14 protein-coding genes are annotated in these 13,643 nt (G+C 71.2%); 8 read left to right on the forward strand and 6 right to left on the reverse strand.

Annotated features, from left to right (window positions below; genetic code table 11):
* Positions 1 to 13 precede the first annotated feature (13 nt).
* On the forward strand, positions 14 to 1,450 hold the full coding sequence (gene cysS / locus OVA21_RS01355) for a cysteine--tRNA ligase (RefSeq protein ID WP_069390412.1): 1,437 nt from the start codon (positions 14 to 16) through the stop codon (positions 1,448 to 1,450).
* A gap of 1 nt (position 1,451) precedes the next feature.
* A complete protein-coding gene (gene rlmB / locus OVA21_RS01360; RefSeq protein ID WP_069390413.1) occupies positions 1,452 to 2,420 on the forward strand; it encodes a 23S rRNA (guanosine(2251)-2'-O)-methyltransferase RlmB in 969 nt (322 codons plus the stop codon).
* A 283-nt stretch (positions 2,421 to 2,703) separates the two neighbouring features.
* On the opposite strand, the gene OVA21_RS01365 is transcribed toward rlmB, so the two are convergent.
* The 5 genes from OVA21_RS01365 to otsB all read right to left on the reverse strand — a co-directional run bounded on the left by OVA21_RS01365 (position 2,704) and on the right by otsB (position 7,402).
* Positions 2,704 to 3,786 (reverse strand): phosphotransferase, encoded by a 1,083-nt coding sequence (locus OVA21_RS01365; RefSeq protein WP_268091617.1) that lies wholly within the window; start codon positions 3,784 to 3,786, stop codon positions 2,704 to 2,706.
* Positions 3,783 to 4,631, reverse strand: a complete 849-nt coding sequence (locus tag OVA21_RS01370) for a metal ABC transporter permease (RefSeq protein ID WP_120284652.1) — start codon at positions 4,629 to 4,631, stop codon at positions 3,783 to 3,785. The genes OVA21_RS01365 and OVA21_RS01370 overlap by 4 nt, the downstream gene beginning before the upstream one ends.
* Entirely contained in the window at positions 4,631 to 5,533 is a 903-nt protein-coding gene (locus OVA21_RS01375; protein WP_442778914.1) for a metal ABC transporter ATP-binding protein, read from the reverse strand. The genes OVA21_RS01370 and OVA21_RS01375 overlap by 1 nt, the downstream gene beginning before the upstream one ends.
* Positions 5,523 to 6,560 carry a metal ABC transporter solute-binding protein, Zn/Mn family gene (locus OVA21_RS01380; RefSeq protein ID WP_268091618.1) on the reverse strand — a complete coding sequence of 346 codons (1,038 nt, stop codon included), beginning with the start codon at positions 6,558 to 6,560 and terminating at the stop codon, positions 5,523 to 5,525. The genes OVA21_RS01375 and OVA21_RS01380 overlap by 11 nt, the downstream gene beginning before the upstream one ends.
* Before the next feature lie 83 nt (positions 6,561 to 6,643).
* Positions 6,644 to 7,402 carry a trehalose-phosphatase gene (gene otsB, locus OVA21_RS01385; protein WP_096906091.1) on the reverse strand — a complete coding sequence of 253 codons (759 nt, stop codon included), beginning with the start codon at positions 7,400 to 7,402 and terminating at the stop codon, positions 6,644 to 6,646.
* 229 nt (positions 7,403 to 7,631) lie between these two features.
* On the opposite strand from otsB, the gene ehuB reads away from it, so the two are divergent.
* The 6 genes from ehuB (at position 7,632) to OVA21_RS01415 (ending at position 12,923) form a co-directional block, all read left to right on the forward strand.
* Positions 7,632 to 8,483 (forward strand): ectoine/hydroxyectoine ABC transporter substrate-binding protein EhuB, encoded by an 852-nt coding sequence (gene ehuB / locus OVA21_RS01390; protein ID WP_216824123.1) that lies wholly within the window; start codon positions 7,632 to 7,634, stop codon positions 8,481 to 8,483.
* Positions 8,484 to 8,512: 29 nt separating this feature from the next.
* Positions 8,513 to 9,244: an ectoine/hydroxyectoine ABC transporter permease subunit EhuC gene (gene ehuC, locus OVA21_RS01395; RefSeq protein ID WP_067711660.1), complete on the forward strand. Its 732-nt coding sequence runs from the start codon at positions 8,513 to 8,515 to the stop codon at positions 9,242 to 9,244.
* Positions 9,241 to 9,885 carry an ectoine/hydroxyectoine ABC transporter permease subunit EhuD gene (gene ehuD / locus OVA21_RS01400; RefSeq protein WP_069388849.1) on the forward strand — a complete coding sequence of 215 codons (645 nt, stop codon included), beginning with the start codon at positions 9,241 to 9,243 and terminating at the stop codon, positions 9,883 to 9,885. Before ehuC ends, ehuD begins: the two co-directional genes overlap by 4 nt.
* A 49-nt stretch (positions 9,886 to 9,934) precedes the next feature.
* Positions 9,935 to 10,696, forward strand: a complete 762-nt coding sequence (gene ehuA / locus OVA21_RS01405) for an ectoine/hydroxyectoine ABC transporter ATP-binding protein EhuA (protein ID WP_096906089.1) — start codon at positions 9,935 to 9,937, stop codon at positions 10,694 to 10,696.
* 86 nt (positions 10,697 to 10,782) lie between these two features.
* Positions 10,783 to 12,258 (forward strand): amidase, encoded by a 1,476-nt coding sequence (locus OVA21_RS01410; protein WP_268091619.1) that lies wholly within the window; start codon positions 10,783 to 10,785, stop codon positions 12,256 to 12,258.
* Complete coding sequence (locus tag OVA21_RS01415; RefSeq protein WP_268091620.1) at positions 12,255 to 12,923, forward strand: GntR family transcriptional regulator; 669 nt, start codon at positions 12,255 to 12,257, stop codon at positions 12,921 to 12,923. The genes OVA21_RS01410 and OVA21_RS01415 overlap by 4 nt, the downstream gene beginning before the upstream one ends.
* A 29-nt stretch (positions 12,924 to 12,952) precedes the next feature.
* Here OVA21_RS01415 and OVA21_RS01420 read toward each other — a convergent pair whose 3' ends face one another.
* Positions 12,953 to 13,567, reverse strand: a complete 615-nt coding sequence (locus OVA21_RS01420) for a helix-turn-helix transcriptional regulator (protein WP_096906087.1) — start codon at positions 13,565 to 13,567, stop codon at positions 12,953 to 12,955.
* Positions 13,568 to 13,643: the final 76 nt, after the last annotated feature.

Genomic DNA, 13,643 nt, shown 5'->3' on the forward strand with positions numbered 1-13,643 from the left:
AGACTCGGCACCCGTGACGCTCCATCTGTACGACACCGCCGCCCGCTCCCTGAGGGAGTTCACCCCCGTCCGGGAAGGGCACGCGTCCGTCTACCTCTGTGGAGCCACCCCCCAGTCGGTCCCGCACATCGGCCACGTCCGCTCCGGCGTCGCGTTCGACATCCTGCGCCGCTGGCTCCTCGGATGCGGCTACGACGTGGCGTTCGTGCGCAACGTCACCGACATCGACGACAAGATCCTCACCAAGGCCGCCGAGAACGGGCGCCCGTGGTGGGAATGGGCGGCCACCCACGAGCGCGAGTTCACCCGCGCCTACGACGCGCTCGGCGTGCTGCCGCCGTCCACCGAGCCACGCGCGACCGGGCACGTGACCCAGATGATCGACTACATGGAGAGGCTCATCGAGCGGGGTTTCGCGTATCCGGCCGAGGGCAGCGTCTACTTCGACGTCGCCGCCTGGTCGGCCGCGCCCGAGGGCGACTACGGGCACCTGTCCGGACACCGACTCGACGAGGTCGACCAGGGCGAGTCCGCCGACCTGCGCGGTAAGCGCGACACGCGGGACTTCGCCCTGTGGAAGGCCGCCAAGCCCGGCGAGCCCGCCTGGCCCACCCCGTGGGGCGACGGCAGGCCCGGGTGGCACCTCGAGTGCTCGGCCATGGCCACCTGGTACCTCGGTCACACCTTCGACATCCACGGCGGTGGGCTGGACCTGCAGTTCCCGCACCACGAGAACGAGGCGGCCCAGTCCCACGCCGCCGGCGACGGGTTCGCCCGCTTCTGGCTGCACAACGGCTGGGTGACGATGGCCGGCGAGAAGATGAGCAAGTCACTGGGCAACGTGCTCAGCGTGCCCAACATCCTCACCGCCGTCCGCCCCGTGGAACTGCGCTACTACCTCGGAAGTGCGCATTACCGGTCGATGCTGGAATACTCTCCCGAGGCACTGCAGGAGGCGGCCGCGGCCTATCGCCGGATCGAGGCGCTCGTGCACCGGGTGAACGAGGCCATCGGGTCGGGAACGGCACCGGGGGGCGACGTCCCGGTCGGCGAGTGGACCGACGCGTTCGCCGCCGCGATGGACGACGATCTCGGGGTCCCCGCCGCGCTGGCGGAGATCCACGGCCGGGTCCGCGCCGGCAACACCGCGTTGTCGTCGGGGGATCTCGACGCGGCGCTCGCGGCGGCGTCGTCCGTCCGGGCGATGGCCGCGGTGCTGGGCGTCGACCCGCTGGACCCGCAGTGGACCTCCGCCGGGGGTGGGGAGGACGCGGCGTTGACAGCACTCGATCTCCTTGTGCGCGCAGAACTCGAGGCCCGCGCCGACGCGCGGGCGAACAAGGACTTCGCCACCGCCGACGCCATCCGTGACCGACTGGTCGCGGCGGGTATCGAGGTGGCCGACACCGCGGACGGCCAGAAGTGGTCGCTCGCCAACCGGAAGGACTGACATGGCGGGCAATTCGAGCCGGCGCGGAGCGATCCGCAAATCCGGCACCAAGAAGGGACAGGTCGTCGGCTCCGGCGGCCAGCGCCGTCGCGGGCTCGAGGCGCGCGGCGCCACCCCCAAGGCCGAGGACCGGACCTACCACCCGGCGCACCGCAAGGCCAAGGCCGCGTCGCGCAAGTCGGACGGTGCCCAGCAGCGCCGCCAGTACGCCCAGAAGAAGGCCGACGGGCCCGAACTCGTGGTGGGCCGCAACCCGGTCGTGGAGTGCCTGCGCGCCGGAGTCCCGGCGACGGCGTTGTTCGTGGCGGTGGGGGCCGACAACGACGAGCGGCTCACCGAGGCCGTGCGGTTCGCCGCCGACAAGGGGATCTCGATCCTCGAGGTGCCCCGCCACGATCTCGACCGGATGACCTCCAATGGCATGCACCAGGGGATCGGTCTCCAGGTACCACCCTACGAGTACGCCGACCCGGACGACCTCATCCAGAGCGCCATGCACTCCTCGAAGCCGGCCCTGCTGGTGGCACTGGACAACATCACCGACACGCGCAACCTCGGCGCCGTCATCCGCTCGGTCGCGGCCTTCGGTGGGCACGGCGTGCTGATCCCCGAGCGGCGCAGCGCGTCCATCACCGCGGTGGCCTGGCGCACCTCGGCCGGCGCCGCGGCCCGCCTACCCGTGGCCAAGGCGACCAACCTCAACCGGACGCTGCTCGACTGGGCCAAGCAGGGCGCGCAGCTCGTCGGCCTGGACGCCGGGGGCGACGTCTCGCTGGACGACTACGACGGCACCGGCCCCACGGTCATCGTCGTGGGCTCCGAGGGCAAGGGCCTGTCCCGCCTCGTCCGCGAGAACTGCGACTCGATCCTGTCCATCCCGATCGCGTCCGAGGTCGAGAGCCTCAACGCCTCGGTGGCGGCGGGCGTGGTGCTCTCGGAGTTCGCGCGGCAGCGGCGCGTCAAGCGCTGACCCGCCGAGGCGGGTCAGGCCCGCCCGGACCGCTGGCCCGCTGGTCCGCCCGGCCCGCCAGCGCGCTGGTCCGCGGCATCCGCTACCGCGCCTGGCGTCTCGCACACGCGCCTGAACGTTCGCTCGCCGGCATGGCGTCTGGCCTGCCCCGATGCGCGCGCGAGACGCCATGCCGACGAGCGGCTGTGGGCTGGCCGAGCAGGCGCGTGAGCGAGACGCCAGGCGCGGGAGCGGCTGTAGATGCGGGCGCAGGTCGGGCGCAGGGACCGTCCCGCGGAGGGTGTCAGGCCCGCGGCCGGCGCGGGGAGCGGCACCGGTCGAACGCCGACCGGGCGTGCTCCCAGGACTCCACCCCGTAGTACAGGTGGCCGGCGATCATGTAGAGCGCGGCGAACCGCTGGTAGGTCCACGCCCGGTCGAGGAAGGTCTCGTCGGCCCGCCCGGTGTAGTGGGCCAGCACGTCCTCGACGAAGCGCGGGCCGTATTCGTACAGCTCGGCGAAGTCGACGGCCGGGTCGCCCAGGCACATGTCGGTGAAGTCGATGAGGCCGAGCCTGCCGGGTCCGCCGAGCCTGCCGGGCCCACTGACCCCACCGGCCTCGCCGAGCCCGCCGGCCGCTTGCCCGGCCGCCTGCCCGCGGTCCCAGTACAGGTGTCGGACGTAGACGTCGTTGTGCAGCAGCACCCGCGGTAGCAGGGTGGACTGCAGCGCCCCGACCTCGTCGCAGATCTCCCGGGCCGTGGCCATCTCGGCGTCGGTGAACACCGCCGGCAGGTTGTTGTCCACGATCCCGCGGACGAAGTCTAGGTTCTCCGGCTGGTAGGAGTGGGGCACCCGGTCGATCGGGGGCGCCGAGGTGTCCTGGATGTGCAGCGCGGCCAGCAGCGCGCCGAGTTGGGCGGCGAGTGTCGTCCTCTCGGTGGCGGGCAGGCTGTCGAACAGCTCCGGGGTGAGGCGTTGCCCGCGCACCAGCGGGTACCCGGCGAAGCGGCCGTGCGCGGGTACGTGGGAGTAGTGGGGGAGGGCGGCGTCGACGCGTCCCGCCAGGTGGTCGAGGACCGCGATCTCGGTCGGCAGCTGCGCGAGGGCCTGGTCGTCGGCGGGGAACCGGAACACCAGGTCGCGGTGGCCGTGCGCATCCGCCCCGGAGCACCCGCGGCAGATCATCACGACGTGGTCCCAGCCCTCGTCGATCCGCTCGGCGGAGTCCCAGGTCAGGGTGGGGTAGGCGGCGCGAATGGCCTCGAGTTCGGTGGCATCGTCGGGCGCTACGGCAGCACCGTCCGCCCCGGCACCGTCCGCCCCAGCACCGTCCGGCTCAGCACCGTCCGGCTCAGCACCGTCCGGCCCGGCACCCCCGGTCATCGCCGCACCGCCGCGACACCGCGGCACGCGAGGTAGATGACGAACGAGATCGTGGTGACGAACACCGAGACCGGCACGCCCGGCGCGAGGGAGAGCAGCATCCCCCCGACGGCCGCGATCTCGGCGAACAGGATCGTCAGCCCGATCGCCCGCAGCGGGCTGGAGGTGACGGCGGCTGCGGCGGCGGCGGGCGTGATGAGCAGGGACAGGACCAACAGTGCGCCGACGACCTGCACGGCCTGCGCGGCGGCCAGTCCCACGAGCACGGCGAAGACCATGTTGATGGCCCGCACCGGGACGCCCCGCGCCTCGGCGACCTCGGGGTCGGCGGAGGAGAACACCAGTGGCCGGTACAGCACGATCAGCGCGCCCACGATGATGGCCGCGACCACCGCCATCTGCACCAGCCCGTGCTCGGATACTCCCACGATCTGCCCGGTGAGCAGGGAGAAGCTCGTCCCCGAGCGGCCGGGGTAGAGATGGATGAACAACACGGCCAGGCCGAGTCCGAACGCCAGCACGACGCCGATGGAACTGTCGCGCTGGGAGGCACGCGAGCCCATGAGGCCGAACATGAGGGCGGCGATCACCGACCCCACGATCGCACCGAGGCCCAGGTTGAGCCCGAACAACAGCGCGGCGGCGGCGCCGGTGAGGGCGAGCTCGCTGGCGCCGTGCACGGAGAACGACATCTGCCGCATCACGATGAACGGCCCGATCGCACCGGAGAGCAGGCCGAGCAGCGCGATCGCGGCGAGGCCGAAGAGCACGAAGTCCTGCTCCAGCAGGTACGCGGTGGTCTCGGTGTCGGCGATGGACCCGAGGATCTCGAGCAGTCGGTCCATCAGTGCGCTCCATGTACGTGGTCGTGGCCGCCTGCGGCGTCGTCATCGTGGTGGTGGTGCCCGCTCGACCAGGGTTCGGCGACGAGGTGCTGGGTGTCGCCCACCACGACGATCTGTCCGCGCACGCGCAGGACCTCGACGGGGGAGGAGTACAGCTCGGACATGACCTCGGTGGTGAAGACCTCGTCCGGGGTGCCGATGCGGTGCCGCCCGTCGACCAGGTAGACGATCCGGTCGACCATCGGCAGCACCGGGTTGATCTCGTGGGTGACGAACACGACCGCGGTGTCGTGCTCGCGGCGTCGGTGGTCGAGTACGGAGGCGACGGTGCGTTGACCGGTGAGGTCGAGGCTGAGCAGCGGTTCGTCACAGAGCATGACGCACGGGTCGCACGCGATGGCCTGGGCGACCCGCACGCGTTGTTGCTCGCCGCCGGACATCCGGCCCAGGGGCTTGTCGGCGAGGTTTCCGGCCTCGAGCCTCTCGAGGGCGTCGTCGACGATGTCGCGTTTCCCGGCGCGACGTGACGGCCAGCCGGGGCCCCAGCGCGTGCCGTCGATGCCCAGGGACACGAGGTCGCGTCCGCGCAGGGTGATGCCGGGGTCGAAGGCGCGCTGTTGTGGCACGTACCCGAGGTGGGTGCCGCGGTCGCCGGGGGCGCGGCCGTCGACGAGGACGGTGCCGGAGTCGGGCCGGTGTTCGCCGAGCAGCACCTTGAGCAGGGTGGACTTGCCGGCACCGTTGGGTCCGAGCACGGCGACGAACTCGCCGGGGGCGATCTCCAGGTCGAGGTCGCGGATGAGGGTGCGGCCGCCGCGGGAGACCGTCACGCCCCGCAGCGAGACGATCGGGCCGGGACCGGGGGCGCCGCGGACGTGACCCCCCGCCGGTTCAGTGGCCACCGTCGCCCACCGGGGTCGCGTCGGCCAGTGCGCCGGAGACGCCGTCGACGATCCCCGTCATCCAGCCGATGTAGTCGGCGCCCTCGGGGAGGGTCTCGGTGAGGTCGACGACGGCGAGGTCGGCGTCCTCGGCCGCGTCGCGGACGCGGGCGGTCACGGAGGTCTCGGTCTGGGTGTTGAAGGCCAGGAACGCGACCCGTCGCTCGGCCAGCAGGTCCAGCATGGCGGCGAGGTCTGCGGCGGACGGGTCGGTGTCGTCCTCGACGGAGGCGAGGAACCCGCGCGGCGTCAGGTCGGTCAGATGCGCGGCCTCGAACAAGTGCGCGCCGACCCGCTCGGTCTGGGCGTAGGGGAAGTGGCCGCGGTCGTGGATCTCGTCGAGCCGCGCCTCGAGCGGGGTCAGGGCGTCGGCGAAGGCGCGGGCGTTGTCGCGGTACTGCTCGGCGTTGCCGGAGTCGATCGCGGCGAGTTCCTCGGCGACCCGCTCGGCCACGGCGGCGGCGGTGGGCAGGCTGAACCACACGTGTTCGTTCTCGGCCGCCTCGTGCGAGTGGTCGCCGTCGGCATGGTGGTCGCCGTCCGCGTGGTCCTCCTCCGCGTGGTCGTGCCCGTCCACCGAGGCACCGGTGACCCGCTCGAACTCGTCGACCCCCCGCACGACGGGGACGTCCCCGGCGTTGTCCAGGGCCATGTCCACGAACGCGTCGTAACCGGCACCGTTGTAGACGACCAGGTCGGCGCCCGCGACCGCGGCGGCATCCGCAGGGCTGGCCTCGTAGGAGTGCGGGTCGGCGGCCGGGTCGGAGATCACCGACTCCACCGAGGCGTTGCCGCCGGCGACCTGCTCGGCGATGTCCGCGTAGACGGTCGTCGAGGCGACCACGGTGGGCCCGTCGTCGCCCGCGCCGGCGTCACCGTCGGTGCCGCAGGCGGTGAGCACGCCCCCGCCCAGGAGGGCGGCCGCGGCGAGGGCCAGCGCGCGGGGCGTGCGGGCGGGGGAGGTGCGGGCGGGTGAGGAGGACGACATCGCGTGGACCACTCTCGTAGTAATGGGAACCGTTGTCGTTAAGTGTAGATCCGCGACGCGGCGAGCGTGCACATCCGGGGGTGTCAGCCCCGCAGATCGGCGAGAGTGTCGAGCAGCTCCACGACGGCGGGGATGTCCGCGACGCGGTGCGCGGCCGCCGTCTCGCCCTCGCCGACCTTGACGCCGACGTCCTGCGGTCGCAGGCGCGCGAAGCCGCGCTCATCGGTGACGTCGTCGCCGATGAACAGCGCCACCTCCGCTCCGGTCTGCTCGACCATCGTCTCGATGGCCGCGCCCTTGCTCGCCTCCCGCACGGCGATCTCCACGACGTTCTTGCCCTCGGTGACGAACACCCCGTCGAGTGCGGCCGGCCCGGCCATCGCCTCGGCCTGCGCACGTTCCCGCTCCGCGGGATCGGCCACCGGGCGGACGTGCAGGACGGCGGCCGTCGGCTTGGTCTCGACGTGCGCCCCGGGGGTGCGGGAGACGATCTCCTCGAGGGCGGACCGCACCCGGGACAGCAGCGCCACCTCGTCGTCGTCGAGGGGGGAGTCGAAACCACCCTCCCACTCCGACCCGTGGCTGCCCACCAGGACCACCGGGGCGTCGGCGCCGCTCACCTCCGCCAGTGCCGCGCGGTTACGGCCGGACAGCAGGGCGACGGTGGTCCGGGGCAGCCCCGCCAGTCTCGCCAGGGCGTCCGCGGCACCGGGGGCGGGCACGGCCTTCGTGGGGTCGTCGACGAACGGGGCGAGCGTGCCGTCGTAGTCGCACGCCACCACGAGGGTGGGGGCGTCGGCGGCGCGGCGCAGCGCCTCGTCCAGGGTCTCGGCGGTGGTCATGGACGTCAGGATAAGCGCGCCGCCCGGACCCGGGCACCGCGAAAGCGCCCGGCGCGTCATATGACGCGTGTTACGTTAAGGAGACTCAAAGGCTGAAGTCGGGCGTCGGAAGGACGTACCGGTGAGCGCAGAGGATCGGGCACCGGGTGCGCCCAGTGTCCGACCGCGACCGGAAGGTGAGAAGACCATGGCACCATCAGTGTTGAGGACATCCGTACGCCGTCGTCCGATGAGCGTGATCGCCGCCGCCGCGGTGGTCGGCCTGGGGCTCACGGGCTGTACATCAACCAATTCCGACGACGACTCGAGCCTGCTGGAGACTCTGCAGGACCGCGGCAGCGTGACGGTCGGCTTCGCCGGTGAGGCGCCCTACTCCTTCGAGGAGAACGGCGAGCTGACCGGCGCCACGGTGGCCCTCCACCGCGAGATCTTCGGGAATCTGGGCATCGACACCGTCGAGGGCGTGAACGCGGACTTCGGTGCCCTCATCCCCGGTCTCCAGGCCAACCGCTTCGACGTGGTCAGCGCGGGCATGTCGATCCTCCCGGAGCGCTGCGAGCAGGCCGCGTTCAGCGAGCCCGAGTTCAACTACACCACCGCCCTCATGGTCGAGGAGGGCAACCCGATGAACCTCACGGACATGCAGTCCGTCGCCGAGAGCGGTGCGCGGCTCGCGACGATGACGGGGGCGATCGAGTCCGACTACGCCTCCGAGCTGGGTATCGAGAGCATGCAGGTCGCGACCCCCCAGGACGGGATGGACGCGGTCACCTCCGGGCGCGCCGACGTCTTCGCCCTGACCGGCATCTCGCTGAACTGGATGAAGAACAACAACCCCGACGCCCCCGTCGAGGTGACCGAGTCGTTCGTCGCGGAGATCAACGGTGAGCCGCAGGTCGGCGCGGGCGGTACCGTGTTCCGCACCGACGACCAGGAGCTCCTCGACGCCTACAACGAGGAACTGGCCAAGATCACCTCCGATCCGGAGAAGTACCTCTCCATCGTGGGTGAGTTCGGGTTCACCGAGGGGGAGCTCCCCGACCCCTCGCTGACGACCGCCGACCTCTGCGCCGGCGAGTGACGGTGCACGGAGTCCGGTGACGAACGACCGTGGAAAGTAACATCGAGGCCTTCCTGGAGGCGTGGCCCCGCTTCCAGGAAGGCATCGTCACCACCATCTATCTGACACTGGGCGGTGCGGCGCTGGGCTTCGCCATGGCGCTGGTCCTCGGCGTGGCGGCCGGGTCCCGCCTCATGGTGATCCGCGGGGTGTCGAGGACGATCGTCGAGTTCTTCCGGGGCACCTCGTTGCTGGTGCAGCTGTTCTGGCTGTTCTTCGTGCTGCCGCTGCTCGGTTACGAACTCGATCCGCTCTTCTGCGGAATCCTGGCGCTGGGACTCAACTACGGCGCGTACGCCGCCGAGGTGGTCCGTGGCTCGCTGGCCGCCGTCCCGACCCCGCAGAAGGAGGCCGCGGTCGCCCTGAACTTCTCGCCCTGGCATCGCATGTCCAAGGTCGTCTTCCCGCAGGCGTGGGTGCAGATGATCCCGCCGCTGAACAACCTCCTGGTCCAGCTCCTCAAGGGGAGCGCGCTGGCCAGCTTCATCCTGCTGCAGGACCTGACCTTCCACATCGGGGAGCTGCGCCGCGTGACCGGCGACACGGTGTTCGCCTTCGGCGTCGGGCTGATCCTCTACTTCGTCATCGCGTACGTCCTCACCCTGTTCATGAATCTCCTCGAGGTCCGGGCGAAGTCCCGCCTGGGGGCGGGGCCGTCGCTCCGTGAGGTGCTCAGCCTGCGACCCGAACGGGTCAACGAGGCAGTGGGGGTGGGCCGATGAGCGTCGACTGGAGCTGGGAACGCGCCATCGAGAGCATCCCGATCCTGCTGGAGGGGTTCCGGATCACCCTGCTGGCCACCGTCGTCGGCTTCCTCATCGCCGCGGTGCTGGGACTGGTCGTCGCGATGGTGCGTCGCGCCGCGCCCGCCGTGATCACCGTGCCCCTGCGCCTGGTCACCGAGTTCATCCGCCTGACCCCTCTCGTCGTCCAACTGTTGTTCGCGTACTTCCTGCTGCCGCAGTTCACCGCGCTGCAGATCGGCATCGCCGTGATCGGCGTGCACTACGCGACCTACATGGCGGAGGTGTACCGCGCGGGCATCGACGCGGTCCCGACCGGGCAGTGGGAGGCCGCCCGGGCGCTGTCACTCCCCGCGGGGCGCACGTGGCGCGCCGTCGTCCTGCCCCAGGCGATCCGCAACACGGTCCCGGCGCTCGGCAACTACGCGATCTCCCTGTTCAAGGACACCCCGTTCCTGTTCGCGATCACGGTGGTGGAGATGGTGACCGCCGCGCAGCAGTACGGCGCCCGCAACTTCCAGTACCTCGAGCCCATCACCCTCGCCGGGGTGATCTTCCTGCTCGCGAGCTACCCGACCTCGATCCTCATCCGGAGACTGGAGAAGTCCCTTGTCTACTGACCCCAGCACGCCGACGCGGCCGAGCACGCCGACAGGCGGCGAGTCGCCGATGGTGGTGTTCGAGAAGGTGGTCAAGCAGTTCGGCGACCACGTGGTCCTGGACCACCTCGACTTCACCGTGCAGCGGGGCGAGCGGGTCGCGCTGATCGGCCCCAGCGGGTCGGGCAAGACGACGATCCTGCGCCTGCTGATGACCCTCGAGGAGGCGAACGACGGCGTGATCTGGGTGGAGGGCGAACCCCTGACCCACCAGTTCAAGGGCGACAAGCTGGTCAAGGCCTCCCAGAAGCACCTGCGCGCCGTCCGCTCGAAGATCGGGATGGTGTTCCAGCAGTTCAACCTGTTCCCCAACATGACGGTGCTCGAGAACATCACCGAGGCGCAGATCCACGTCCTGGGGCGGTCCAAGGGGGAGGCGGTGGAGCGGGCACGTGAGCTCCTCGACACGGTCGGTCTCGCGGACAAGGAGAACGCCCACCCGACCACGCTGTCGGGCGGGCAGCAGCAGCGGGTCGCCATCGCCCGGGCGCTGGCGATGGATCCCGATATCCTGCTCCTCGACGAGGTCACCTCAGCTCTCGATCCCGAGCTGGTCGCCGACGTGCTCGGGGTGCTGCGGATGATCGCCGAGTCCACCGACATCACGATGCTCATCGTGACCCACGAGATGGGGTTCGCCCGCGACGTGGCCGACCGCGTGCTGGTGTTCGATCAGGGCAAGATCGTGGAGGAGGGCACCCCCGAGGCTATCTTCACCGATCCCAAGCAGGACCGGACACGCACGTTCCTCAAGGCCGTCCTCGAACGGTGACCCGCCCCGTGTGGCGTGACGCTTGACCGTGACCCGGCCGCCTGTAGGATTGTCGACAATCAGACGGTTCCATGGAAGGCGCGCCGATGACCCTGTCGCACACGGCCCTCGAACTGGCCGACGGCTACCGCCGGGGCGAACTCTCCCCGGTCGATGCCGCCGAGGAGGTGCTCACCGCGATCGATCGGGTCGACGGCGAGATCAACGCCTTCTGTCACGTCGATCGTGACGCGACGCTGACGGCCGCGCGGTCGTCCGAGGAGCGGTACCACCGTGGTGAACCGCTGAGCCCGCTGGACGGCGTCCCCACCACGATCAAGGACATCTTCTACACCCGCGGCGTCCCGACGCTCCGGGGTTCCCGGCTCCTGGCCGACAAGCCCGGTGCGTCCGATCCCGCCTCGTGGCCCGACGACGCCCCCGTCACCTCGGCGGTCGGTGAGGCCGGGTGCGTGGTGATCGGCAAGACCACCACCCCGGAGTTCGCGTGGAAGGGGGTCACGGACAACACGCTCACCGGGATCACCCGTAATCCGCACGACCCGGGCCTCACCCCGGGCGGATCCAGCGGCGGGGCGGCGGCCGCGGTCGCCGCCGGGCTCGGCCAGCTCGCACTGGGCACCGACGGCGGCGGGTCGGTGCGCATCCCCGCCGCGTTCTGCGGGATCGTCGCGCTCAAGCCCACCTACGGCGTGATCCCCATGTTCCCGTCCAGCCCGTTCGGCACGCTCGCGCACGCCGGGCCGATGACCCGCACGGTCGCCGACACGGCGGCGTTCATGGACACCCTGCTGCGTCCGGACCCCCGCGACTGGTCGGCGGTGCCGGCGCGCGCGACGACCCCCGGTCCGGGCGGGTACCTCGCCGCGGCCGTCGACGGCTCACGCGGGGACCGCCCACTCGAGGGACTGCGCGTCGCGTACAGTCCCGACCTCGGTTTCGGCACCACCGACCCGGAGGTCGAGCGGGAGGTCGGACGCGCGGTCGCCGTACTGGAATCGCTGGGAGCGCGGGTCGAGACGGTCGACCCCGGGATCACCGACCCGGTCGACGCGTTCCACGTCCTGTGGTTCGCCGGTCTCGCCGCGGTCCTCGCACCCCACGGGCCGGGCGCCGTCGACCACGTCGACCCGTCGATGCGCGAGGCGCTGGGGCGGTACCACGACTACTCCGCCGCCGACTATCTCGACGCCGTGGCGGTGCGGATGGCCCTGGGCGCGCGGATGGCAGACTTCCACCGGGCCCACGACATCCTCATCACGCCCACCACGCCGATCGCCGCCTTCGCTGCGGGATCGGACGTGCCGCCGGGCTGGCACAGTCCCGACTGGACATCGTGGACGCCGTACACCTATCCGTTCAACATGACCCAGCAGCCGGCGCTGAGCGTCCCCTGCGGGACGACCGACGCGGGCCTTCCCGTGGGGTTGCAGGTGGTGGGGGCGCGGTTCGAGGACCGACTGGTGATCCGGGTCGGTGCCGCACTCGAGGCCGCGCTCGGTCAGGTCGTGCCCACCCCGCGGGTCCACGCGGCGGGGCGTCCGGGGGACGGTCGGCCGTGATCGACTCGACCGCGGGACTGGAACCCGTCGTCCAGGAGTCGACGCCGTCCCTCATCGCGCGCGCTCTGCGGAGGGGCGTCGCGGACGGCTCGCTGGCCCCCGGGACACAACTGGGCGAGGCCGCTCTCGCACGCTCACTCGGTGTGAGTCGCGGCCCGCTGCGCGAGGCGATGCAGCGCCTCACCCAGGAGGGGTTGCTCGTCTCGCACCGCAATCGCGGACTGTTCGTCGCCGACCTGACACCCGACGCCGTCGAGGACATGTACCTGCTGCGGACGACCATCGAGACCGGTGCTCTGGAGCGGGTGCTCGATCTGGGTCTGGGGGAGGCCACTGCCGACGCCCTCGACGCGGCCGTCGACGCCATGGCAGCGCTGGCCGACGAACCCCGGTCCGCGGCCATGGTGGCGGCGGATCTGGACTTCCACCACGCGCTGGTGGAGGCCGCGCGGAGCCCGCGGTTGTCGCGGGTGCACGAGACCGTGGTGGTGGAGACGAGTATGTGCCTCCACGCGATGCGCAGCACCTATACCGACGCCGCGTCCAGGCTCACGGAGCACCGCGCGATCGCGGACGCGGTGCGCTCGGGCGACCGACTCCGGGCCCGGACGTTGCTCGTCGACCACATGCGGGACGGGCTGGCCAGGGTCAGCGAGGGCGCGTAGCTCGGGGGACGGCGGTCAGGGCACGGAGCTCAGTGGCTCGACCCGAGGCCGTTCCGCAGTGCCCACGCCACGGCCTGCGGCCGGGTCGTCACCCCGATCTTGCGGTAGGCGTCCCGGATGTAGGACTTCACGGTGTTGATCGACAGGTAGCAGGCCGCGGTGATCTCCTCGTTCGACCGACCCTGGGTGATGAGCGCCAACATCTCCGCCTCCCGGGGGGTCAGGCCCACACCGCCAGTGGGCCACGGCGCGGCCGGCCCGGAGTCCTCCCGGTCGATCACCGTGACGCGCTCACCGGCCGCGATGCGTTCGATCCCGCTGACCAGCTCGTCCCCGATCAGGGACTTGGCGAGAAAACCCCGGGCCCCGGCCGCCAGCGCCTCGTCGACGGCCTTCGGATCGGTGATGAACGAGTAGACCGCCACCGCGCCGATCTGCGGGTCACGGGCGAGTTCGGCGCACCGCTGCTGCCACCCGGGGCCGGAGCCGAAGGTGTCGAACAGGGCGACGTCGACCGGCGTGGCGACGTCGGTCGCGTGATGGGTCGGCACCACGTGCACCCGGTCGGCGTACGGACCCAGCAGGGCCTCCACACCGGCGACGACCAGCGAGTAGTCGTTGACCACCGAGACCCGGACCTTCATAAAGGGACATTAGCAGTTGTGACCCATCCCACCCCTGGGGGTGTGCCGAATCCCCCGGGGACATCGGAAGCTGGAC

The organism is Dietzia sp. SL131 (assembly GCF_026672565.1).
GTDB lineage: Bacteria > Actinomycetota > Actinomycetes > Mycobacteriales > Mycobacteriaceae > Dietzia > Dietzia kunjamensis.